The 23,493-nt window shown below is 74.7% G+C and carries 14 protein-coding genes; 11 read left to right on the forward strand and 3 right to left on the reverse strand.

Annotated features, from left to right (window positions below):
• Positions 1 to 91: 91 nt before the first annotated feature.
• Positions 92 to 2,884 carry a flippase-like domain-containing protein gene (locus ABZ449_RS13740; protein WP_360345068.1) on the reverse strand — a complete coding sequence of 931 codons (2,793 nt, stop codon included), beginning with the start codon at positions 2,882 to 2,884 and terminating at the stop codon, positions 92 to 94.
• A gap of 144 nt (positions 2,885 to 3,028) precedes the next feature.
• Here ABZ449_RS13740 and ABZ449_RS13745 point away from each other — a divergent pair, with 144 nt between their 5' ends.
• From ABZ449_RS13745 to ABZ449_RS13760, 4 genes are all read left to right on the forward strand, one after another.
• On the forward strand, positions 3,029 to 3,373 hold the full coding sequence (locus ABZ449_RS13745; RefSeq protein WP_360345070.1) for an MGMT family protein: 345 nt from the start codon (positions 3,029 to 3,031) through the stop codon (positions 3,371 to 3,373).
• A gap of 143 nt (positions 3,374 to 3,516) precedes the next feature.
• Positions 3,517 to 6,852: an ATP-dependent DNA helicase gene (locus ABZ449_RS13750; RefSeq protein WP_360345072.1), complete on the forward strand. Its 3,336-nt coding sequence runs from the start codon at positions 3,517 to 3,519 to the stop codon at positions 6,850 to 6,852.
• 82 nt (positions 6,853 to 6,934) lie between these two features.
• A complete protein-coding gene (locus tag ABZ449_RS13755) occupies positions 6,935 to 10,204 on the forward strand; it encodes an ATP-dependent DNA helicase (RefSeq protein ID WP_360345074.1) in 3,270 nt (1,089 codons plus the stop codon).
• A 191-nt stretch (positions 10,205 to 10,395) separates the two neighbouring features.
• Entirely contained in the window at positions 10,396 to 11,607 is a 1,212-nt protein-coding gene (locus ABZ449_RS13760; protein ID WP_360345076.1) for a PP2C family protein-serine/threonine phosphatase, read from the forward strand.
• Between the two features lie 28 nt (positions 11,608 to 11,635).
• Here the strand turns inward: ABZ449_RS13760 and ABZ449_RS13765 are convergent, their stop codons facing one another.
• Positions 11,636 to 12,607, reverse strand: coding sequence for an endonuclease/exonuclease/phosphatase family protein (locus ABZ449_RS13765; protein ID WP_360345078.1), 972 nt, complete (start codon positions 12,605 to 12,607; stop codon positions 11,636 to 11,638).
• A 79-nt stretch (positions 12,608 to 12,686) separates the two neighbouring features.
• Here ABZ449_RS13765 and ABZ449_RS13770 point away from each other — a divergent pair, with 79 nt between their 5' ends.
• The 6 genes from ABZ449_RS13770 to ABZ449_RS13795 all read left to right on the forward strand — a co-directional run bounded on the left by ABZ449_RS13770 (position 12,687) and on the right by ABZ449_RS13795 (position 20,688).
• On the forward strand, positions 12,687 to 13,331 hold the full coding sequence (locus tag ABZ449_RS13770; protein WP_360345080.1) for a PadR family transcriptional regulator: 645 nt from the start codon (positions 12,687 to 12,689) through the stop codon (positions 13,329 to 13,331).
• Positions 13,332 to 13,402: 71 nt separating this feature from the next.
• Complete coding sequence (locus tag ABZ449_RS13775) at positions 13,403 to 14,167, forward strand: ABC transporter ATP-binding protein (RefSeq protein ID WP_360345082.1); 765 nt, start codon at positions 13,403 to 13,405, stop codon at positions 14,165 to 14,167.
• Positions 14,164 to 17,019 carry an FtsX-like permease family protein gene (locus tag ABZ449_RS13780; RefSeq protein WP_360345084.1) on the forward strand — a complete coding sequence of 952 codons (2,856 nt, stop codon included), beginning with the start codon at positions 14,164 to 14,166 and terminating at the stop codon, positions 17,017 to 17,019. The genes ABZ449_RS13775 and ABZ449_RS13780 overlap by 4 nt, the downstream gene beginning before the upstream one ends.
• 133 nt (positions 17,020 to 17,152) lie before the next feature.
• The gene (locus tag ABZ449_RS13785) at positions 17,153 to 18,556 is read left to right on the forward strand and encodes a dipeptidase (protein ID WP_360345086.1); all 1,404 of its coding nucleotides are present in this window, start codon (positions 17,153 to 17,155) and stop codon (positions 18,554 to 18,556) included.
• A gap of 70 nt (positions 18,557 to 18,626) precedes the next feature.
• Complete coding sequence (gene nudC / locus ABZ449_RS13790; RefSeq protein ID WP_360345088.1) at positions 18,627 to 19,568, forward strand: NAD(+) diphosphatase; 942 nt, start codon at positions 18,627 to 18,629, stop codon at positions 19,566 to 19,568.
• A 280-nt stretch (positions 19,569 to 19,848) separates the two neighbouring features.
• A complete protein-coding gene (locus ABZ449_RS13795) occupies positions 19,849 to 20,688 on the forward strand; it encodes a GntR family transcriptional regulator (RefSeq protein ID WP_360345090.1) in 840 nt (279 codons plus the stop codon).
• A gap of 72 nt (positions 20,689 to 20,760) precedes the next feature.
• Here ABZ449_RS13795 and ABZ449_RS13800 read toward each other — a convergent pair whose 3' ends face one another.
• Complete coding sequence (locus ABZ449_RS13800) at positions 20,761 to 21,018, reverse strand: mycoredoxin (RefSeq protein ID WP_030058313.1); 258 nt, start codon at positions 21,016 to 21,018, stop codon at positions 20,761 to 20,763.
• A gap of 263 nt (positions 21,019 to 21,281) precedes the next feature.
• On the opposite strand from ABZ449_RS13800, the gene ABZ449_RS13805 reads away from it, so the two are divergent.
• Complete coding sequence (locus ABZ449_RS13805) at positions 21,282 to 23,450, forward strand: ATP-dependent DNA helicase UvrD2 (RefSeq protein ID WP_360345247.1); 2,169 nt, start codon at positions 21,282 to 21,284, stop codon at positions 23,448 to 23,450.
• The last annotated feature ends 43 nt before the right edge of the window (positions 23,451 to 23,493 follow it).

A 23,493-nucleotide genomic window follows, 5' to 3' on the forward strand; every position in this document is an offset into this window, starting at 1 on the left:
CCCTGACCGTCGCCGACGTCTCCCCCACCATCGCCACCCCGGCGGTCTTCCTCTACCGGGCGCTCACCTTCTGGGTGCCGGTGCCGGCGGCTCAGAGCGCGTTCCTGCGCTGGAGCACGTTGTAGGCGATCCAGCCCGGCAGCACCGGCAGCCAGAAGGTGAGCGCCCGGTAGAGGAAGACCGCCGGGGTGGCGATGGTGGGGGAGACGTCGGCGACGGTCAGGGCGCCGATCAGGGCGACCTCGACCGGGCCGATGCCGCCGGGGGTGGGGATCGCCGAGCCGGCCGCGTTGGCGGTCAGGAAGACCACCGCGACGGCCGAGAAGCTGACGTCGCCGCCGAAGGCCTGCACCGAGAAGTCCAGGCAGGCGGTGAAGGAGAGGGTCAGCAGCAGGATGCCGCCGAAGCCGGTGACCAGCTTGCTGGGCGTCTGCATCAGGTCGAGCATCCGCGGCACCACGCCGAAGAACAGCGAGCGCAGCCGGCCCAGCACGAACCGGCGCAGCGGTGCGACGGCGGCCACCACCAGGGCGAGCACGGCGGCGCTCAGCACGCCGATGATCACCGCGCGGGAGGCGGAGAGGTCGCCGTTGGTCTGGCTGCCGGTGATCAGGCCGAAGCTGAACAGCAGCAGCAGGTGCCCGGCCAGGCCCGCCAGCTGGGAGGCGCCGACCGAGGCCACCGCCTGGCCGGAGCGGATGCCGGACTTCTGCAGGTAGCGGGTGTTGAGCGCGATGCCGCCGATCGCGGCGGGGGCGACCAGCTTGACGAAGGAGCCGGCCAGCTGGGCGGCCACCGTGCGCCGGAACGGCAGCCGCTCGGGGACGAAGCCGGTCAGGCTCATCGCGGCGGCGACGTAGCTGAAGGCGGCGGCGAGCAGGGCGGCCGCGGCCCAGGCCCAGTTCATCTGGGAGAGCTTCAGCTGGGCCGGCTTGATGGTGGTCAGCGCCAGGTAGGCGGCGAAGGTCAGCGCGATCACCATGATCAGGCTCTTCGGCTTCAGCCGTTCCAGCTTGACCGGGGCCATCGGGGCCTCGGGGGCGATCTGGAGGATCTGGCCGCGGACGCGGCTCAGCAGGTCCTCGCCGGCCGCCGCGATGTCCTCTTCGGCCTGCTGCTGGGTGCGCTCGCCGGCCGCGACCTGCTCCAGCGCCCTGGCCCGGGCGGCGGTCTTGCGCTCCTTGGTGAGCTTGGCGAGGTCGACCCGGGTGGAGCGGCTCATCCCGACCGGCTGGAGCAGCGGCAGCGCCTGGGCGACCCGCTCGGCGCCGAGCACCGCGTTGGCGGTGGCGACGGCGCGCTCCGGGCCGATCCGCAGCGCGAAGGTGGTGAGCAGCTGGGCGACGTCGATGCGCAGCGTCAGGTCGGTGGCGGCGATGTCGCCGCCGGAGAGGTTGACCAGGCAGCCGGTGCGCCCGTCCACCACCAGCAGCGACTCGCCGGTGAGCCGGCGGTGGGCGATCCGGCGCTCGTGCAGGGCGGCCACCGACTGCCAGATCGAGGCCATCACCCGGTCGGTGACCTCCTCGTCGGCCAGCTCGTCCAGGGTGCGGCCCTCGACGTTCTCGTACACCAGGATCGCGGCGTCCGGGCCGAGCTCGGAGGTGGCGACCAGCTGCGGCGCGCGGGCGCCCGAGGCGGCCGCCGCGTACGCGATCAGGGCCTCCTGCTCCAGCGCCTGGCGCAGCGACTGGGGGCTGCGGCGCACCGCGACCGAGCGCAGCCGCAGCCGCCGCCAGGCCCGGTAGAAGAAGCCGGAGGCCTGCTGCTCCCGGTCGATGATGTGCACGTCCAGCGGGGGCCCGCCCTGCTGGGTGACGTGGTAGCGGCGGGTGCCGCCGGGGGCGTCGGGGGCGCGCACGGCGCCGGCCGGGGTGAAGCCGACCTTGCGCAGGCCGATCATCAGGTGTTTTCCGGTGGGCCGGATGTTGGGGGAGCCGATCGCGTACAGCGTGCCGTAGGCGACGGACCAGCCGATCAGCACGGTGAGCAGCAGCGACAGCGGGGTGGTGTAGCCGCCGAGCAGCTCGGTGACCCCGCTGAAGATCACCACCACCCACAGGGCGACCCGCCAGCGCGGTCTGCTCGACATGCCGACGGCCGTCATGTAGGCGATCACCGGGGCGAGGTAGCCGTGCACCGGGTCGGTGAGGGTGCCGTTGCTGTCCAGGGGCAGCCTGGTCAGCGCGTCCCGGATGTGTTCGGAGGCGCCCTCGGCGACCCACCAGTCGATGCCGAGCGAGACGCCGTACGCCAGCACCGAGGCGAGCACGCCGTCGGCGACCCGCAGGCCGTCGCGTTTGATCAGCCGCTCGACGGCGAAGGCCAGCGGCACGGCGAGCACCGCGACGCTGGAGAGCAGGCCGGTGATGGTGGAGAACACCGCGGAGAAGTGCGGCGCGTTGGAGGCGATGTCCTGTTCGATGCCGGTGGTGGTCGAGGTGGCGATGCCGGCCAGCACGAACACGGCGACTATGCCGAAGACGCCGGCCAGGAAGCGGATCAGGTCGGACGGGCGGTGCGCGCGGGCGGCGAGCAGCGGCTCGTCGACGTCCAGGTGCGGGGCCTCGTCCAGCGGGTCGTGGTCCTCGGGCGGGACGGCGGGGGCCTTCGGGGCGCCCGGGCGGCCGTCGGCCCGCTCCGGGACCGTCGGCTCCGGGATCGCCGGCTCGCGGGCCGCGGTGGTCTCGGCCGGGGGCGGTCCGGGCTGTTCGGGGGCCTTCGTGGGTGCGGGGGTCTTGATCGTCCGGTCCTTGATCAGGGAGACTTCCGGCGTCGGCCCCGGTTCGGGCCGGCCTTCGCCCCCGTTCCCGGGCGTCGGCGGCACGGCGGCGGCGGACTCGTCGGAGTCCTTGTCCACGCCCACGTCAGCCGTCCCGGTCATCTGGTCTTGTCCTCGTATCACCACTCACCGCCCCGGAAGATGGTGGCATGCCCCGGCGCCCCGTGCGGGACAGGGGGCGGATCGGGCGCGGCGGATCGTACGCACCGGGCCACGCGAGCGCCCCCGTAGGGAAGAATGCCGCAGGTGACGGACGCAACACACGACGGTCTTCCGGACGCCCTGCCGCCGTTCGCCGAACTGGTGCTCGACCTGACCGAGCGGATTCCACCCGGCCGGGTGATGACCTACGGCGACGTCGCCGAATACCTCGGCCAGGGCGGCCCCCGGCAGGTCGGCCGGGTCATGGCACTCTACGGCGGATCGGTGCCCTGGTGGCGGGTGATCCGCGCCGACGGCCGCCTGCTGCCCGGCCACGAGCAGCGCGCCCTCGCCCACTACGGCGACGAGGGCACCCCGCTGCGCGAACTCGCCGACCCGCCCCGGGTCGACCTCGGGCGGGCCCGCTGGGACGGCCAGGAGGACGGCTAGGGCGTGCCTCACGCCCCGGCTTCCCCCACTTCCCGAAAACGCCGCGCGGACGGGAATGACGGGGCAGGATCGTAGGCTCGGTACGGGCGGGCCCGCCGGGCCCGCCCCCGCCGTGCCCCACCGTTCGACCCCAGGACCAGTTCGTGAGCTCCCCCTACCGGCTCGTGCGCAGCCCGCTCGTCCAGCCCGACCCACCCGTGCTGGACGCCTACCAGCGCGCCGTGGTCGAGCACACCGGCGGGCCACTGCTGGTGCTGGCCGGACCGGGCACGGGCAAGACCACCACCCTGGTCGAGGCGGTCGCCCGGCGCGTCGAGGACGGCACCGACCCCGAGCGGATCCTCGTCCTCACCTTCAGCCGCAAGGCCGCGACCGAACTGCGCGACCGGATGTCCGGCCGGCTCGGCGGCTCGGCCGCCGCCCCTCAGGCCACCACCTTCCACTCCTTCTGCTACGCCCTGCTGCGCTCCCACCAGGACCCGGAGGACTACGCCGAGCCGCTGCGGCTGCTCTCCGGCCCCGAGCAGGACGTCATGGTCCGCGAACTGCTGGCCGGCGGCGCCGAGGACGCCAAGCACGGCAGCACCCGCATCGAGTGGCCGCTGGACCTGCGGGCCTGCCTGACCACCCGCGGCTTCGCCGACGAGGTCCGCGCCGTCCTCGCCCGCAGCCGCGAACTCGGCCTCGGCGAAGCCGAACTCGAACGCTTCGCCCAGGGCGTCCGGCGCCCCGACTGGGCCGCCGCCGCGCACTTCCTGGCCGACTACCTCGACGTCCTCGACCTGCGCGGCGTCCTCGACTACGCCGAACTCGTCCACCGCGCCGTCCTGCTCGCCGAACGACCCGAGGTCGGCGAGCAGCTGCGCCGACGCTACGAGGTCGTCTTCGTCGACGAGTACCAGGACACCGACCCCTCCCAGGTCCGGCTGCTGCGCCAGCTCGCCGGCGGCGGTCGCGACCTCGTCGCCGTCGGCGACCCCGACCAGTCGATCTACGCCTTCCGCGGCGCCGACATCAACGGCATCCTCGACTTCCCGCAGACCTTCCGGCAGGCCGACGGCAGCCCCGCCGACGTCAAGGTGCTGCGGGTCTCCCGCCGCTCCGGCGCCGTGCTGCTCGCCGCCTCCCGGGAAGTCGCCCGCCGGATGCCGATGGGCCGGCTGCCCGCCGACAAGCTCGCCCAGCACCGCGCCCTGCTGCCCTCCCGCGAGGGCGGCAGGGTCGAGGTCTACACCTACCCGACCCCCGGCGCCGAACTCGACTCGATCGCCGACCTGCTGCGCCGCGCCCACCTGGAGGACGGCGTGCCCTGGGGCGAGATGGCCGTGCTCGTGCGGGCCGGCGCCCGCTCCATCCCCGGCGTGCGGCGGGCGCTCGGCGCGGCCGGCGTCCCGCTGGAGATCGACGGCGACGACCTGCCGCTGCGCGAGGAACCGGCCGTCGCCCACCTGCTGCTCGCCCTGCGGGCCTGCGCCGAACAGGCCGCCCGGGACAAGCAGGGCGACCTTGACTCCCCCGGCCCGCTCGCCACCGAGCCCCTGACCACCGAACTGGCGCACGCCCTGCTCACCGGCCCGCTCGGCGGCCTCGACGGCTCCGACCTGCGCCGGCTCGGCCGCGCCCTGCGCGAGGAGGAACGCGCGGCCCTGCGAGCCGACGGCCGCCCCGCCGCCGTCCCGCGACCGGCCGGCGAACTGATCCGCGAGGCCCTCGCCGAACCCGAGCGCCTCGTCGCCCTCGACCCCGCGCACGCCCGCCGCGCCCGCGACCTCGGCACCCTGCTGCGCAAGGTCCGCGAACAGCTGGCCGGCGGCTGCACCGCCGAGGAGGCGCTCTGGGAGCTGTGGGACGGCAGCCGCCGCTGGCGCGAGCGACTGGAACGGGCCGCCCTGCGCGGCGGCGCGGCCGGCCGCAACGCCGACCGCGACCTGGACGCCCTGTGCGCCCTGTTCGAGACCGCCGCCCGGGCCGAGGAGCAGGTCACCGGCCACCGCAGCGCCCTGGACCTGCTCGCCGAACTCGAAGCCCAGGACATCGCCGCCGACACCCTCACCGTCCGGACCGTGCGCCCCGAGGCGGTGCGCCTGATGACCGCCCACCGCTCCAAGGGCCTGGAGTGGCGGCTGGTCGTGGTGGCCGGCGTCCAGGACGGCCTCTGGCCCGACCTGCGCCGCCGCGGCTCCCTGCTGGAAGCCGACCGCATCGGCCGCGACGGCCTCGCCGAACCGCTCTCCCCGGGCGCCCTGCTCGGCGAGGAACGCCGGCTCTTCTACGTCGCCGCGACCCGCGCCAGGGAACGGCTGATCGTCACCGCCGTCAAGGCCCCCGCCGACGACGGCGACGAACCGTCCCGGTTCCTGCGCGAGCTCTACCGCGAGGACGTCGACCCCAGGACCGGCAAGGTGATCCGCCGCACCCCGCCGGTCACCGTCGAGGACGTCACCCACCGCCCGCGCCGCCCGCTGTCCGTCGCCGCGCTGGTCGCCGAACTGCGCGCCGTCACCGTCGACCCCGCCCGCTCGCCCGAACTGCGCCGCGCCGCCGCCGAACGCCTCGCCACCCTCGCCGCCGCCACCGACGAGGAGGGCCAGCCGCTGGTGCCCGCCGCCCGCCCCGAGCGCTGGTGGGGCCTGGACGACCCCACCGCCGCCCCCGAGCCGCTACGCAGCGCCGACCTGCCGGTCCGGCTGTCCGGCAGCGGGCTGGAACAGCTGGAGAACTGCTCCCTGCAGTGGTTCCTGGACAAGGAGGTCAAGGCCCGCGGCGCGGGCTCGGCCGCCCAGGGCTTCGGCAACGTGGTGCACGCCCTCGCCGACGAGGTCGGCTCCGGCCGCACCCCCGCCGACCTCGCCGTGCTCATGGAGCGGCTGGACACCGTCTGGGACGCGCTGGCCTTCGACGCGCCCTGGAAGTCCCAGCAGGAGAAGACCGAGGCCCGCGCCGCCCTGGAGCGCTTCCTCAACTGGCACGTCCTGGAGCGCGGCCGGGACCTCGTCGCGACCGAGCACGGCTTCGACGTCACGCTCGACGTCGGCGGCGTCTCGGTGCGCATCCGCGGCTCGATGGACCGGGTGGAGAAGGACGCGGCCGGGCGCGCCTACGTGGTCGACTTCAAGACCGGCAAGCAGATGCCCACCGACAAGTCGCTGCCCGAGCACAAGCAGCTCGCCGTCTACCAGCTCGCCGTCCGGGCCGGCGCCCTGAACGAGCTGCCCGGCTTCCCCGGGCACCCGCCGGACACCGGCGGCGCCGAACTGGTCCACCTGCGCGAGCCCGCCGCCAAGGCCGCCCAGGACGCCCCCAAGGTGCAGCGGCAGGAGCCGCCCGAGGGCGAGCCGTGGATCGAGAACCTGCTCGCCGAGGCCGCCGGGAAGGTCCTCGCCGAGCGCTTCGTCCCGCAGACCGGCGGCGGCTGCGACCGCTGCGGCTTCCGCAGCAGCTGCTCCGCCCAGCGCGACGGCACCCAACTCGTCGAGTAGGGCCCGCCCGGCGGACGGCCCCCGGGGTCGGGCGGGCAACGGCCGGGCGAGGTTTGTCCGCCGCTCCGGTTACGGTTGCGTGGTGACCGCCGTGCTCAGCCATCCCGACCAGCTCAAGGAGCTGCTGGGGATTCCCTTCAACAGGGAGCAGATGGCGGCCATCGGCGCCCCCCTGGAACCGGCCGTGATCGTGGCCGGCGCCGGCTCCGGCAAGACCACGGTGATGGCCGCCCGCGTGGTCTGGCTGGTCGGCTCCGGCGCCGTACGGCCCGAGGAGGTGCTCGGCCTCACCTTCACCAACAAGGCCGCCGGCGAGCTCTCCGAACGCGTGCGCGCCTCCCTGCTGAGGGCCGGCGTGACCGACCGGGACAGCGCCGAGCCGCTCGGCGACCCGGAGATCTCCACCTACCACGCCTTCGCCGGCCGACTGCTCAAGGAGCACGGCCTGCGGATCGGCATCGAGCCGGACGTCCGGCTGCTCGCCGACGCCACCCGCTTCCAGCTCGCCGCCAAGGTGCTGCGCACCGCCCGCGGCCCGTTCCCCGCCCTCACCGGCACCTTCGCCAACCTGGTCGCCGACCTGACCGCGCTGGACGGCGAACTCGCCGAGCACCTGGTCGAGCCGCAGGCCCTGCGCGAGTTCGACGAGCGGCTGCTGGACACCCTCGCCACCGTCAAGCTGACCAACGACGACCTGCGGGTTGTGCCCGCCACCGCCCGGGCCCGGCTGGAACTGCTGCGCCTCGTCGAGGACTACCGGCGCCGCAAGCGCTCCGCCGGGCTGATGGACTTCGGTGACCAGATCGCCGCCGCCGCCCGCCTGGCCCAGCAGCGCCCGGAGGTCGGCGAGCTGCTGCGCGGCCAGTTCAAGGTGGTGCTGCTGGACGAGTACCAGGACACCTCGGTCGCCCAGCGGCTGATGCTCGCCGGACTCTTCGGCGCCGGGCCCGACGGCAGCTCCGGGGACGGCACCTCCGGGGACGGCGGCTCCGTGAAGGGCAGCGGCCACCCGGTGACCGCCGTCGGCGACCCCTGCCAGGCGATCTACGGCTGGCGCGGCGCCTCCGTGGCCAACCTCGACGAGTTCCCCCGGCACTTCCCGAAGGCCGACGGCCGCCCCGCCACCCGCTACGCGCTCAGCGAGAACCGCCGCAGCGGCGGCCGGCTGCTCGCCTTCGCCAACGAACTCGCCGCCCCGCTGCGGGAGATGCACGAGGGCGTGGAGGCGCTGCGCCCGGCCCCCGGCGCCGAGCGGGACGGCTACGTGCGGGCGGCGCTGCTGCCCACCCACGCCGAGGAGATCGACTGGCTGGCCGACTCGATCGAGCACCTGGTGCGCACCGGCACCGCGCCCGGCCGGATCGCCGTGCTGTGCCGCGGCGGCGCGGCCTTCCCGGACATCCACGCCGCGCTGGTCGCCCGTCAGGTGCCGGTCGAGGTGGTGGGCCTCGGCGGACTGCTGCAGCTGCCCGAGGTGGCCGACCTGGTGGCGGTCTGCGAGGTGCTGCAGGACCCGACCGCCAACGCCGCGCTGGTGCGCCTGCTGATCGGTCCGCGCTGGCGGATCGGCCCGCGCGACCTCGCGCTGCTCGGCCGCCGGGCCGCCGACCTGGTGCGCACCGACCGGCCCGAGGGCGTCGAGGCGCTGGCCGCGGCGGTCGCCGAGACGGACCCGACCGAGGTGGTCTCGCTGGCCGACGCGGTGGAGACCTTCCTCACCGCCCCGACCGGTGAGGAGGGCGACCAGCCGGACGAGCTGCCGTTCTCCGCCGAGGCGCGGGTGCGTTTCGCCCGGCTCGCCGCCGAGCTGCGCGAACTGCGCCGCTCGCTCGCCGACCCGCTGATGGACGTGCTGCACCGGGTGCTGTCCGTCACCGGGCTGGAGGTCGAACTCGCCGCCTCCCCGCAGGCCCTGGCCGCCCGGCGGCGGGAGACCCTGCACGCCTTCCTGGACGTCGCCGCCTCCTTCGCCGACCTCGACGGCGACCCGGGCCTCGCCGCCTTCCTCGGCTTCCTGCGCGCCGCCCAGGAGTACGAGCGCGGCCTGGACAGCAGCCTGCCCGGCGGGGAGGACACCGTGAAGGTGCTCACCGCGCACAAGTCCAAGGGCCTGGAGTGGGACGTGGTGGCCGTCCCCGGCCTGGTGCGGGGCGCGTTCCCCTCGTCGAGCCCGCGCGAACGCTGGACGAGCACCAAGCGGGTGCTCCCGCACGCCCTGCGCGGCGACGCCGGAACTCTGCCCGACGTGCGCGGCGGGTGGAACGGGAAGTCGATGACGGCGTTCAAGAAGGAGCTCGCCGAGCACTCCGGCGTCGAGGAACTGCGCCTGGGCTACGTGGCGTTCACCCGGCCCCGGTCGCTGCTGCTGGCCTCCGGGCACTGGTGGGGGCCGAGCCAGAAGACCGTCCGCGGCCCGTCCGCCTTCCTGGAGCGGCTGCGCGAGCACTGCGAACAGCCCGGCGCGGGCGAGGTCGAGCACTGGGCCGAGCAGCCGGAGAAGGGCGCCGTGAACCCGGCGCTGGCCGCCCCCATCGAGCGCCCCTGGCCGCTGCCGCTGGACCCGGGCGCCCAGCACGCCCGCCGCCGGGTCGCCGAGGTGGTGCGCGGGCGGATCGCCGGGGCACCCACCGCCGAAGCCGAGGAGATGGCCCCCGAGGACCAGCGCCAGGTCGCCTCCTGGGACCGCGATCTGACCGCGCTGCTGGGCGAGTTGGAGCGCTCCCGGCGCACCGCGCGGGACGTGCCGCTGCCCGCCTCGCTGTCCGCCACCCAGCTGCTCCGCCTGGCCGCCGACCCGGACGGTTTCGCGCACGAGCTGGCCCGTCCGATGCCGCGCCCCCCGCAGCCGGCGGCCCGGCGGGGCACCCGCTTCCACGCCTGGGTGCAGTCCCGGATCGAGCCGTTGCTGCTGGTCGAGCCCGGCGCGCTGCCCGGGGCCGACGACGACGGCATCGAGGACGAGCAGGACCTGGAGCGGCTCAAGGAGGCGTTCCTGCGCACCCCGTACGCCCAGCGCAAGCCCCACCGGGTGGAGGCGCCGTTCCAGCTGGTGCTGGCGGGGCGGGTGGTGCGGGGGCGGATCGACGCGGTCTACCGGGAAGGTGACGCGTTGTCGGAATCCGGTGGTGCGTCACGCTACGAAGTGGTGGACTGGAAGACCCACCGGGAGGAGACCGCCGACCCGTTGCAGCTCGCGGTCTACCGGCTGGCCTGGGCCGAGCACGCGGGCGTCGATCCCGAGCAGGTCACGGCTTCGTTCCTGTACGTCCGCAGCGGCCGGATCGTCCGTCCGGCAGGACTTCCCGACCGAAAAGAGTTGGAACGGCTCCTGATCGGGAACAGTGACTATTGAGTCACGCAGAGCATCCAAGTCATCACGCCAGTGCCCGAAACCTGTGCGTCGTGCACGTTTCGCGCCTATTGTGGGGTCGGTAACCGGTCAACCCCCGAGCTCCGGCCGCCAGCGAGGCCCGCAATCCCTGACCCTCAGTCATCACCGCAGGTGCCCCTGGGCATCGGCGTCTTCTGCTGGAGAGACCGAAGTTGAGCGCGACCGGATGGATCAGAGAGCGGTTCACCGGGCCGACACCGGGGCCCGCTCCGCGCGCGACCGGCACCTGGCCGAGGACGGCGCTGGCGCTGCCGTTCATCGGCATGGTGCTGATCGTCGCCCTCGACTACCTCAGCGGCACCGAGGTGACGGTCGAACCGGCCCTCACCGCCGTACCCGCGCTGGCCGCCGTGGTCAGCCACCGAACCTGGTACCCGCTCGCCATCGGTCTGGGCACCGAGGCGGCGGCCTTCCTGATGGCCTTCCGCAGTGACACGCTCGGCGAGTCCGTGCACGCCGCCAGCGTCGTCGCGATCCTGCTCGTCGCCGCGATCGGCTGGGTCAGCGCCACCCTGAGACTGCGCCAGGAACGGGCGCTGGCCGACGCCCAGCTGGTCGCCTCGATCGCCCGCCGGGTGCTGCTGCGGCCCGTCCCCGAGCGGGTCGGCACCGTCCGGGCGGCCGTCCACTACGAGGCCGCCGCCGCGCACGCCCGGATCGGCGGCGACCTCTACGAGGTGGTCAACACCCGGCACGGGGTGCGGGCCGTGGTCGGGGACGTGCGCGGCAAGGGCCTCGGCGCGGTGGAGACGGCCGCCGCCGTGCTCGGGGCCTTCCGCGAGGCCGCCCATCAGGAGGCCGCCCTGGACCGGGTGGCCGGCTGGCTGGCCGTCAGCCTCGACCGCGCCCTGCACGAGAACGACCACCCCGGCGTGGAGGAGGAGTTCGTCACCCTGGTGCTGATCGGCGTCGGTCCCGACGGCGCCGCCGAGATCGTCAACTGCGGCCACCCCGCCCCGCTGCTGCTGCGCGGCGGGGAGGTCCGCCCGCTCGAACTCGCCGAGACCGTACCGCCGCTGGGCGTCCTCGACCCGGCCGACGTCCGCCCGCCGGTGCACCGGCTGCCGCTCCAGGGCGACGACCGGGTCCTGCTGTTCACCGACGGCGTGATCGAGGCCCGCGACCGTGCGGGCGTCTTCTACCCGCTCGCCGAACGCCTTCCGCACTGCGCCGACGGACACCCGGCCGACGTCCTGCGGCGCCTGCACGAGGACGTGGTGCGCCACGTCGGGCGCCAGCTCGGCGACGACGCGGCCATGCTGCTGCTCCAGTTCGAACCCCCGTCCGCGCTCGGGCCGGGGCAGGCGCCGACCGCCACCACCGTCCACCTCCCGCAGCAGGCCGGGATCCTGACCCGCCCGTAGGGCCCGCCCGGGGTGTGCGCGCCCCGTCCTACAGCGACACCTCGACCAGCAGCGGGCGGTGGTCCGACACCGCCGCGCGCGGCGCCGCCGCCGGGCCGACCGCCGCGCGCGGCACACCGATCGCCAGCACGTGGTCGAACTGCACCGCGGGCCGGTGCGAAGGGTAGGTCGGCGTGCGCGCCAGGTCGTACCAGCCCTGCAGACGGGGGCGCGGCTCGCGCACCCGGCGCCGACGCGGCTCGGCCAGGGCCGGCCGGGCCCGCCGTGCCGCCCGCAGCTCGCGCACCCGCGCCCGCGGCGCGGTGCGCTCCAGCGCCGTCGCCCCGCCGAGCACCGTGCGGGGCACGGCCCCGACCAGGTTGAAGTCGCCCAGCACCAGGTACGGCCGCGGCAGGTCGGCGATCCAGCGCCGGATGCCGGCCAGCTGCGCCATGTTCCAGCCGGGGACGAAGGACAGGTGCGTCGCCACCACGGTGAACGGCCCGCGGTCGCCCTCCAGGACGGCCGCCAGCGCCGCCCGCGGCTCGTCCGGCACCTGGGTCAGCCCGCGCCGCCCGGCCACCCGCAGCGGCAGCCCGAACGGCGCCGGGGCGAACCGCCGGGCCCGCCAGTGCCGCACCGGAAGCCGCGTCAGCAGCGCCGTCCCGTAGGAGGGCGGGGCCCCGTCGCCCACCTCGCCCGGCCCGTACACCCGCAGGCCGTTCGGGGCGGCCGGCTCCGGCACCCAGCCCGCGACCTGCGCCGGGCGGCCGTGCAGCGCGGCGGCGAAGCGCCAGTCCTTGGCGCCCATCGCCGCGGCCGCCACCGCCGCCTGGTCGGTGCCGCCGGAGCGCGCCTGGTGCCGGTCCACCTCCTGGAGCGCCAGCACGTCGGCGTCCAGCGCGGCCACCGCCTCGGCCAAGGGCTCGCCGGCGTCGGACGGGTAGGGCCGCGGGGCGCCGTCCGGGGCGAGCGGCTGGCCGTGCAACAGGTTGAAGGTGGCAATGCGCAACTGGCTCACACCGCACGACGGTACCCGCTCCCCGGACCGGGTGGGCGCGGCTTGAGACGGCAGGGCATACCGGGTATACATACTCGGTATGTCCATCCGTCACGGTCTGCTCGCCCTGCTCGACCAGGGCCCGCGCTACGGCTACCAGCTGCGCACCGAGTTCGAGGCGCGCACCGGCGCCACCTGGCCGCTCAACGTCGGGCAGGTCTACACCACACTGTCGCGACTGGAGCGCGACGGGCTGGTCCAGCCCGCCGGGGAGGACGACGAGGGCCACCAGTTCTACGCCGCCACCGACGCCGGCCGGGAGGAGCTGCGGACCTGGTTCGACACCCCGGTGCCGCGGACCAACCCGCCGCGCGACGAACTCGCGATCAAGCTCGCCATGGCGGTCACCGTCCCCGGGGTGGACGTCTCCGCCGTCGTCCAGGGCCAGCGCCGGCACAGCATCAAGGCGCTCCAGGACTACACCCGGCTCAAGGGTCGCGCCCTCGCGGGAGACAAGCGCCCCGGCGTGGTGCCCTCCGACAGCAACGACCTGGCCTGGCTGCTCGTCCTCGACCAGCTCATCTTCCAGACCGAGGCGGAGATCCGCTGGCTCGACCACTGCGAGACCCGCCTCGCCCAGCAGGCCGAACTCCTGCAGGCCCGCACCGCCGAGGCCGCCCGCACCGCGGAGGCCGCCCGCGGCGGCACCGCGCCCGTCAAGCGAGGCCGCCGCCAGCGCATCTGAGCCGCCGCCGCACCCGAACCACCAGGCTCGGCCCCGACACCGAGCGCACACCCAGTACGAGGGGGGAATCCATGTCCCACACCCAAGAGGCCCGGCAGACACCGGTGCTCCACCTGGACGACGTCACCCGCGTCCACGGCCACGGCGCCGCCGAGGTCCAGGCCCTGCGCGGCGTCGACCTCAAGGTCCACCCCGGCGAGTTCGTCGCCGTCATGGGCCCCTCCGGCTCCGGCAAGTCGACCCTGCTCACCCTGGCCGGCGGCCTCGACACCCCGAGCAGCGGCCGGGTCCTGGTCGAAGGCGTCACGCTCGGCGAACTCAACCGCAAGAAGCTCGCGCAGGTCCGCCGCCGCTCCGTCGGCTACGTCTTCCAGGACTACAACCTGATCCCCGCGCTCACCGCCGCCGAGAACATCTCGCTGCCGCGCGAACTCGACGGGACGTCCACCCGCGCCGCCCGCCGCGAGGCCCTCGCCGCCCTGGAGGAACTCGGCATCCCCGAACTCGCCGACCGCTTCCCCGACGACATGTCCGGCGGCCAGCAGCAGCGCGTCGCCATCGCCCGCGCCCTGATCGGCGACCGCCGCCTCGTCCTCGCCGACGAACCCACCGGCGCCCTCGACTCCACCACCGGCGAAGCCGTCCTCGCCGTCCTGCGCGCCCGCTGCGACGCCGGCGCCGCCGCCATGATGGTCACCCACGAGGCCCGGCACGCCGCCTGGGCCGACCGGGTCGTCTTCCTGCGCGACGGCCGGATGGTCGACGAGTCCGCCAGCCAGGACGCCGCCAGCCTGCTCGTCACCGCCGCCACCAACAGCCTGAAGGTGGACGAGTGAACCTCAGCGCCTGGCGGGTGGCCCTGCGCATCGCCCGCCGCGACGCCCTGCGCGCCAAGGGCCGGAGCGCCCTCGTCATCGCCATGGTCGCCCTGCCCGTCCTCGGCGTCACCGGCGCCGACGTGGTCTTCCGCAGCGCCGAACTCACCCCCGCCGAACACGCGGCACGGGTCATGGGCCAGGCGGCCGGCGAACTGCACCTGGTCGAGCGCGGCTCCTCCGTCAAGCAGGCGCCCGACCCCGAGAAGGGGCTCACCATCCAGAGCCCCAAGGACGACGCCAAGGAGGGCGAAGCCCCCAAGCACAGCCCCGCGCAGCAGCGCTCCCTCGACACCGCGCCCGTCGAACTGGCCCGCCAACTGCTCCCGGCCGGCGCCACCCTGGTGCCCGAACTCACGGGCCCGTTCACCGCCGCGAGCAGCACCGAGGGCCTGCTCAGCACCCGGGTCAGCGAGGCGGACCTGACCGACCCGGTCTGGCGGGGCCGGATCGACCTCCTGGAGGGCCGGGCCCCCACCGCCGACACCGAGGCCGCCGTCACCCGGGACTTCCTCAAGCGCTCCGGACTCAGGATCGGGGACCGGACCGCCGTCCGCGGACTGGAGTCCAGCCCCTTCACCATCACCGGCGTCTACGAGTACCCCGGCGAACTGCGGTCCACCGAGCTCACCGCCCGCCCCGGCACCGTGCTCGACCGCCTCCCCAAGGCGCCGCGCGGATCCGACGGCTCGACCGAGGACCCGGGCGAGCCCACCCGCTGGCTGGTCAAGCTCCCGGCCGGGGGCTCCATCGACTGGCGGAAGGTCAAGGAGCTCAACGAGTACGGCTTCCAGGTGACCTCGCGCGCCGTCCTGGCCGACCCGCCGGCCCGCTCCGACGTCCCGTACTTCGTCGACCAGAAGGACGACGGCAGCAGCCCCGGCTACTTCGACCGGACCGACATCGTCATCCTCGCCACCGTCGTCGGCATGGCCCTGCTGGAGATCGTCCTCCTCGCGGGCCCCGCCTTCGCCGTCGGCGCCCGGCGCTCCCGGCGCCAGCTCGGACTGCTCGCCGCCGCCGGCGGTGAGCGCGCCAACGTCCGCGCGGTGGTGCTCGGCGGCGGCATCGTCCTCGGCATCACCGGCGCCGTGCTGGGTCTGGGCCTGGGCATCGGCCTGGTCGCCCTGCTGCGCACCGCCGCCGAGGAGAAGTCCGGCCAGCGCTTCGGCCACTTCGCGCTGCCGCCGCTCGACCTGCTCGGGATCCTCCTGGTCGGGCTCGTCACCGGTCTGCTGGCCGCCGTCGTGCCCGCCGTCCAGGCCTCCCGGCAGGACGTCGTCGCCGCGCTCACCGGCCGCGACAACCTCAAGCCGCCGAGCCGCAGGCTCGCCGTCGTGGGACTGCTGATGCTCGGCGGCGGCGCGGCCCTCGCCCTGGCCGGCGCCACCAGCGGCATCGGCAACCGCAGCTTCGCCGTCCTCGGCGGCTCGGCCCTCGCCGAACTCGGCATGGTCGCCCTCGTGCCCTACCTGGTCGGCCTGTTCGGCCGGCTCGGGCGCTGGCTCCCGCTCGGCCCCCGGCTCGCCCTGCGCGACTCGGTGCGCCACCGCGGCCGCACCGCGCCGGCGGTGGCCGCCGTGATGGCCGCCGTCGCCGGCTCCGTGGCCGTCAGCGTCTACATCGCCAGCTTCGAGGAGCAGTACCGGCTCGACTACGTCGCCTCCGGTCCCTCCGGGGCCGTCATCCTCGGCAACGGCTGGCAGTCCGACGCCAAGCTGTTCCCGCAGATGCGCGAGGCCGTCGAGCGCAGCATCCCCGACCTGGGACCGCGCGCCGACGTCCAGCGGGTCCAGCCGAAGAGCGACTGCGCCGAGGGCTCCTACTGCGGCTACATCAGCGTGGAGCTGCCCAAGGAGGACCGCTGCCCGCTCATGGACTCGGGCGAGAACCTCTCGGTGGCCGAGAGCGAGCACGTCATGAGCACCGACAAGCGCTGCCAGCGGGACCACCGGCGCGGCAACGCCTTCAGCGCCGTCACCGCCGGGGACGCCGACCTGCTGCGCAACCTCTTCGGCGTCACCGACCCGGCCCCGGGCCAGGCCCTCGCGGGCGGCAAGGCGGTCGTCTTCGACGCCCGCTACCTCAAGGACGGCAAGGCGATCCTGCGCTACAGCAGCCCGGTCGCCGGCAACGGGAGCAGCCGGGACAAGCCCACCGTCACCGAGATCACCGTGGACGCCGTCCTCGCGGAGCCGGCGCTGCCCGCCCCGGCCCAGGCCGTGGTCAGCCAGGCCACCGCTGCCCGGCTCGGCTTCTCCACCACCCCGATCGGCTCGGTCTGGCTGCCCGGCGCCATGCCCTCGGACACCGCCCAGCAGAAGGCCGACGGCGCGCTCGCCAAGCTCAGCGACCACGACGTGCTCAAGATCGAACGCGGCTACGAGTCCCCGGCCGGACTGATCCAGTTCGGGCTGAACGCCTTCGCGGGCATCGTCGCCCTCGGCGCGGCCGGCATCGCCACCGGACTGGCCGCCGCCGACTCCCAGCGCGACCTCGCCACCCTCGCGGCGGTCGGCGCCGAACCCCGCATCCGGCGCTCGCTGTCCGGCTTCCAGTGCGGGGTGATCGCCGCCATGGGCGCCCTGCTCGGCGCGGTCTGCGGCGTGGTGCCGGGGGTGGCGCTGCGCAAGGTCGAGGCCGCGGCGAGCACCTACCCCGGCATGAGCCCCGAGGAGATCGCCAGCAAGTCGGCCCTGGTCTTCCCGTGGCCCACCATCGCCGCCACCGTGCTGCTGCTGCCACTGCTCGCGGCCGGCCTCGCGGCACTGATGACCCGTTCGCGGATCACCCTGCTGCGCCGCTCCGGCTGAGCCGGCGCACCCGTCCGCCACCCCCGTCGCGCGCCTCGTCCGCGGCGGGGGTGACGCATGTTACAGAGCCGGGGGCGCCCGGCAGCCGGACGGTCGGGGCGGGCACCCGCACGGGCGAACTACAGTCGTCGGTATGACGAGAACCCCGGACAGCGTCGTCCGCTCCTACATCGACCGGCACCAGCCCGCCTTCCTGGCCGACCTCTCCGAGTGGCTGGCCATCCCCTCGGTCTCCGCCGATCCGGACCGGGCCGGCGACGTGCGGCGTTCGGCCGAGTGGCTGGCCGCCAAGCTCGGCGAGACCGGCTTCCCGGTGGCCGAGGTGTGGGAGACCGACGGACTGCCGGCGGTGTTCGCCGAGTGGCCCTCCGGGGACCCGTCCGCGCCGACCGTCCTGGTCTACGGCCACCACGACGTGCAGCCCGCGGCCCGGGAGGACGGCTGGGAGACCGAGCCGTTCACCCCGACCGTGGTCGACGGCCGGCTGTACGCGCGCGGCGCCGCCGACGACAAGGGCCAGGTGTTCTTCCACACCCTGGGCGTGCGCGCCCACCTGGCCGCCACCGGCCGCACCGCGCCGGCCGTCAACCTCAAGCTGCTGATCGAGGGCGAGGAGGAGTCCGGCTCGCCGAACTTCGCCGAGCTGGTCCGGCGCGAGGCAGGGCGGCTGGCCGCCGACGTGGTCGTCATCTCCGACACCGGCATGTGGTCCGCGACCACCCCGACGGTCTGCACCGGCATGCGCGGCCTGGCCGACGCCCAGATCGACCTGTACGGGCCGGACACCGACATCCACTCCGGCTCCTTCGGCGGCGCCGTCCCCAACCCGGCCCAGGTCGCGGCCGAGCTGGCCGCCGCCCTGCACGACGCCGACCGCAAGGTCGCGATCCCGGGCTTCTACGAGGGCGTCGTCGAGCTGACCGAGACCGAGCGCGAGCTGTTCGCCGAGCTGCCCTTCGACGAGGAGCAGTGGCTGAGGGTCGCCAAGTCGTACGGCACCCGCGGCGAGGCCGGCTACTCCACCCTGGAGCGGATCTGGGCCCGCCCGACCGCCGAGGTCAACGGCATCTGGGGCGGCTACACCGGCCCCGGCGGCAAGACCATCGTCCCGGCCTCCGCGCACCTCAAGCTGTCCTTCCGGCTGGTCGCCGGACAGGAGGTGGAGAAGGTCCGCGAGGCGGTGTCGGCCTGGGTGGCCGAGCGGGTGCCCGCGGGCATCCGGCACGAGCTGGTCTTCCCGGGCGCGACCCGGCCCTGCCTGACCCCGCTGGACCACCCGGCGCTCCAGTCCACCGTCCGGGCGATGGGGCGGGCCTTCGAACAGAAGATCCTGTTCACCCGCGAGGGTGGCTCCGGCCCCGCCGCCGACCTCCAGGACGTGCTGGGCGCGCCGGTGCTGTTCCTCGGCATCTCGGTGCCCTCGGACGGCTGGCACTCGGTCAACGAGAAGGTCGAGCTGGACCTGCTGGCCAAGGGCGTGGAGACCGCCGCGTACCTCTGGGGCGACCTGGCCGAGAACTTCCGGCCGGGAGCATGACCCCCGCCACACGCACCATGGCAGCCAGATCACTCATCCGGATGATTCACCACGTGGGGATGGAACAGACGTGAGCACCGTGCCTGAGACCGAGCGCCCGCTGCACCTGGCACTGGCCCGGTCCGGGGTGGACCGGGCGGCCGAACACCGTGTCGACGAGCCCTGGCTGGCGGCGGCCTGGAGCCACCCGAGCACCCGGGTCCTGCCGATCGCCGGCGGCGAGGCGTTCGTGGTCGACACCGCGCAGGGCACCGAACTCGTGCTGCTGCCCTCCTTCGAGGCGCCCCAGACCGGCGACCGGTACTTCCTCGGCACCGACGAGGACGGCGTCTCGTACTTCGCGCTGGCCGGCGAGAGCCTGCCCGGGCGCCTGGACGGCGACGCCCGCCCGGCCGGGCTGCGCGAGGTCGGCGGGCTGCTGTCCGACCGGGACGCCGGGCTGCTGGTGCACGCGGTGGCGCTGGAGCACTGGCACCGGCTGCACAGCTTCTGCTCGCGCTGCGGGCACCCGACCGAGAAGGCCGGCGCCGGGCACGTGCGGCGCTGCACCTCCTGCGCGGCCGAGCACTACCCGCGCACCGACCCGGCGGTGATCATGGTGATCACCGACGAGCAGGACCGCTGCCTGCTCGGCCGCCAGGCGCTGTGGCCGGAGGGCCGCTGGTCCACGCTGGCCGGCTTCGTCGAGCCGGGGGAGTCGATCGAACAGGCGGTGGCCCGCGAGGTGCACGAGGAGGCGGGCGTGCGGGTCGGTGAGGTGCGCTACGTCGCCAGCCAGCCCTGGCCGTTCCCGTCCAGCCTGATGCTCGGCTTCCTGGGCAAGGCGCTGCCCGGCGGCACCGAGATCACCGTGGACGGCGAGGAACTGGCCGAGGCGCGCTGGTTCTCCCGCGAGGAGCTGCGGGCCGGGATGGAGGCGGGCGAGATCCTGCCGCCGTCCGGGATCTCGATCGCCCGCCACCTGGTCGAGCTCTGGTACGGCGAACCGCTGCCCTCGGCGGCGCGCTGGTAGTCGCGCGGGGCGGCGGCCTGCCGGAAATGGCCGGTGCGAAACGGATCGTACGAAACGGATCATACGAAACGGCTCGCGCGAAAGGGGGCGCGTGGCAAATTCCATGCGCCCCCTTTTTTCTCTCCGACCCCTTCCCGCATTCGCCACGCCCCGCTGTTCGTATCCGGACGGGCCAGTTCTGCTACCAGGAGGGGCGCGTTTGGTCCCGTTGTCAACCCGCGCGGACGATATTGCCGGAAACCGCTGAAACCGGCTCGCCGCGCTCGCTACATTCACGAGGGTGACAATCCCCCGGGGCACCGCCCAATCCCCCAAATACCAGCGCCTCGCCGCGGACCTGCGCCGCAGGATCGCCGAGGGCGAGTTCACCGCCGAGGCCGCCCTGCCGGTCGAGAGCGAACTGGAGCGCCAGTACGGCGTCGCCCGCAACACCGTCCGGCTCGCCGTCGACGTCCTGGTCAACGAGGGCCGCCTGGTCCGCCTCCAGGGCAAGGGCACCTACCTGCGCGAACACCCCGTCCTGGACCACCGCGCCTACGGGCCCGGCCTGACCCCCGCGCCGCGCGACTGCCTCGCCGCGCCCTCCGCCGTGTACCTCGGCGAGGCCGTCGAGGCCGGACGGGAACTCGGCACCGACTTCGAGATGATGATCGTCCGGGCCCGGGTGGACATCGCCGAACGGCTCGGACTGCGCCCCGGCGAGGCCATCGTGGTCCGCCGCCAGCTGCGGCTGCTCGACCGCGAGCCGTACTCCATCGAGGAGAGCCACTACCGCGCCGGCCTCGCCGCCGGCACCCCGCTGATGGAACCCGACCCCGTCGAAGGCGGCGACGAGGCGGTGCTCGCCACCCTCGGGCGCATCGAGATCGGCGCCGTCGACCACCTGGTCGCGCGGATGCCCGGCCCCGAGGAGGCCCAGTGGTTCCAGGGCGGCCCCGGCGTCCCGCTGATGGTGCAGACCCGCGTCACCTACGACCGGCGCGGGCCCGTCAGGGTCATCGAGACCCGCTACTCGGCCGACCGCAGCCGGCTCGTCTACGGCGTCGGCGACCTCGGCGCCCGCACCACCCTGCCCGCCCCCGCCACGCCCGTCGACCCGGCCCGGGCCGACGCACCGTGACGCGCGCCGGCCCCGGCGCACCCGGGCCCGGGCCCGGTCGGTCCGGGCCCGGTGCACCCGGGCCCGGCGGACTCAGGCCGCCAGGGCCTTCTTGACCTGCAGCAGGCTCGGGTTCGTCATCACGACCCGCTCGCCGCCGCCGGCCGGCGTCACCAGCACCGTCGGAACGGTCTGGTTGCCGTTGTTCACCGACTCGACGAAGGACGCCGACGCCGGGTCCTCCTCGATGTTGATCTCGGTGTAGCCGATGCCTTCACGCTCCAGCTGGCTCTTGAGTCGGTTGCAGTACCCACACCAGGTCGTGCTGTACATCGTCACGGTGCCGGACATCGAGGGGGCTCCTTCGAAAGAGAGGTGCGTACGGACTCCGGAGGCAACGTCCACCGGGCAGCGGGCATTCCGGCACCCCGTCGACCGTCGCGCGGAGCGATCATCCTGCGATCGCACCGGGCCTGTGGACAACCCCGTCCGCGATGTCCCCCCGGACTGAGAGGATGGAACGCATGCAGGAAGACCTCTTGAGCGGCAGCCCGTACGACGGCCCCCACGGCTCCCCCTGGGCCGACCCCGGCGCCGCCACGGGCCCGGACGCCGTGCTCGCCGGGCTCGACCCCGAGCAGCGCGCCGTCGCCACCGCCCTGCAGGGCCCCGTCTGCGTCCTGGCCGGCGCCGGCACCGGCAAGACCCGCGCCATCACCCACCGGATCGCCTACGGCGTGCGCAGCGGCGTCTACCACCCCCAGCAGGTCCTCGCCGTCACCTTCACCGCCCGCGCCGCCGGCGAGATGCGCGGCCGGCTGCGCCAGCTCGGCGCCGACGGCGTCCAGGCCCGCACCTTCCACGCCGCCGCACTGCGCCAGCTCCAGTACTTCTGGCCGCGCGCCGTCGGCGGCCCCGTCCCCCAGCTCCTGGAACGCAAGGTCCAACTGGTCGCCGAGGCGGCCGGTCGCTGCGGCCTGCGCGTCCAGCGCACCGAACTGCGCGACCTCACCTCCGAGATCGAATGGGCCAAGGTCACCCAGATCTCCCCCGAGGACTACCCGGTGGCCGTCGCCAAGTCCGGCCGCGATGCCCCCCGCGACCCGGCCGAGACCGCCCAGGTCTACCGCGTCTACGAGGAGACCAAGAGCCGCCGCGGCAACATCGACTTCGAGGACGTCCTGCTGCTCACCGCCGCCATCCTGGAGGACCGCCCGGACATCGCCGACCAGGTCCGCTCCCAGTACCGGCACTTCACCGTCGACGAGTACCAGGACGTCTCCCCGCTCCAGCAGCGCCTGCTCGACCAGTGGACCGGCCCCGACGGCGGCGCCAGCCTCTGCGTCGTCGGCGACGCCAGCCAGACCATCTACTCCTTCACCGGCGCCACCCCCGACTACCTGCTCAACTTCCGCAACCGGCACCCCGGGGCCACGGTGGTCAAGCTGGTCCGCGACTACCGCTCCACCCCCCAGGTCGTCCACCTCGCCAACGGGCTGCTCGCCCAGGCCCGCGGCGAGGCCGCCCGCCACCGCCTGGAGCTGGTCTCCCAGCGCGAGGCCGGCCCCGAACCCGTCTACACCGAGTACGAGGACGAGCCCACCGAGGCCGAGACCACCGCCCGCCGGATCAAGGAACTGCTCGCCGCCGGCGTGCGCGCCAGCGAGATCGCGGTGCTGTTCCGCACCAACGGCCAGTCCGAGGTCTACGAGCAGGCCCTCGCCGACCTCGACGTCCCCTACCAGCTCAAGGGCGCGGAACGGTTCTTCGAACGCCCCGAGGTCCGGGACGCCGGCGTGCTGCTGCGCGGCGCCGCCCGGGCCGCCTCCGACCCGCTCACCGACGGCGCCCCCGACCTGGCCGGCCAGGTCCGCGCGGTGCTGGCCACCCGCGGCTTCACCGCCGAGCCCCCGGCCGGCTCCGGCGCCGTCCGCGACCGCTGGGAGTCGCTGGCCGCCCTCGTCCGGCTGGCCGAGGAGTTCGAGCGCACCCGCACCGCGGCCGGCCAGGGCACCGACCTCGCCGCCTACGTCGCCGAACTGGACGCCCGTGCCGCGGCCCAGCACGCCCCGGCCGTCGAGGGCGTCACCCTCGCCTCGCTGCACGCCGCCAAGGGCCTCGAATGGGACGCCGTCTTCCTGGTCGGCCTCACCGAGGGCACCCTGCCGATCATCTACGCCAAGACCGACGAACAGGTCGAGGAGGAACGCCGCCTCCTCTACGTCGGCGTCACCCGCGCCCGCAAGCACCTCACCCTCTCCTGGGCACTCTCCCGCTCCCCGGGCGGCCGGGCCGGCCGCAAGCCCAGCCGCTTCCTGGACGGGCTGCGCCCCGGCTCCGCCGCCCCCGGCGCGCGCACCGGCGCGCGCGGCGGGCGAGGGGGCGTCGAGCCCGGCGAGCGCTCCGCCGCGCGACGGGTCCGCGGGCCGGTCAAGTGCCGGGTCTGCGACAAGGCGCTCACCGACGCCGTCGAGCGCAAGCTGCGCCGCTGCGAGAGCTGCCCGTCCACGATGGACGAGGGGCTGTACGAGCGGCTGCGCGACTGGCGGGCCCGGCAGGCGAAGAAGCAGGGCGCGCCGGCCTACGTGGTGTTCACCGACGCCACGCTGATGGCGATCGCCGAGGACGTGCCGGCGGACCGCGGGGAGCTGGCCGCCATCTCCGGGGTCGGCGCCATGAAGCTGGACAAGTACGGGGCGGCCGTGCTCTCGTTGTGTGCGGGGGAGGAGCCCGAGGAGGACCCGGACGACGTCGAGGACGGCGGTTCGGCCGATCCGGCGTGAGCCGTTCCGGGCGCGGTTCAGGGGAGCCGCTTCGAGGGTTTCG

Source organism: Kitasatospora sp. NPDC005856 (genome assembly GCF_040629945.1).
In the GTDB taxonomy this organism is placed as follows: domain Bacteria; phylum Actinomycetota; class Actinomycetes; order Streptomycetales; family Streptomycetaceae; genus Kitasatospora.

Coding starts and splice junctions, on each gene's coding strand:
- ABZ449_RS13770 (WP_360345080.1), top strand. CDS start 12,687: ATGTCCATCCGTCACGGTCTGCTCGCCCTGCTCGACCAGGGCCCGCGC.
- ABZ449_RS13785 (WP_360345086.1), top strand. CDS start 17,153: ATGACGAGAACCCCGGACAGCGTCGTCCGCTCCTACATCGACCGGCAC.
- ABZ449_RS13740 (WP_360345068.1), bottom strand. CDS start 2,884: ATGACCGGGACGGCTGACGTGGGCGTGGACAAGGACTCCGACGAGTCC.
- ABZ449_RS13775 (WP_360345082.1), top strand. CDS start 13,403: ATGTCCCACACCCAAGAGGCCCGGCAGACACCGGTGCTCCACCTGGAC.
- ABZ449_RS13800 (WP_030058313.1), bottom strand. CDS start 21,018: ATGTCCGGCACCGTGACGATGTACAGCACGACCTGGTGTGGGTACTGC.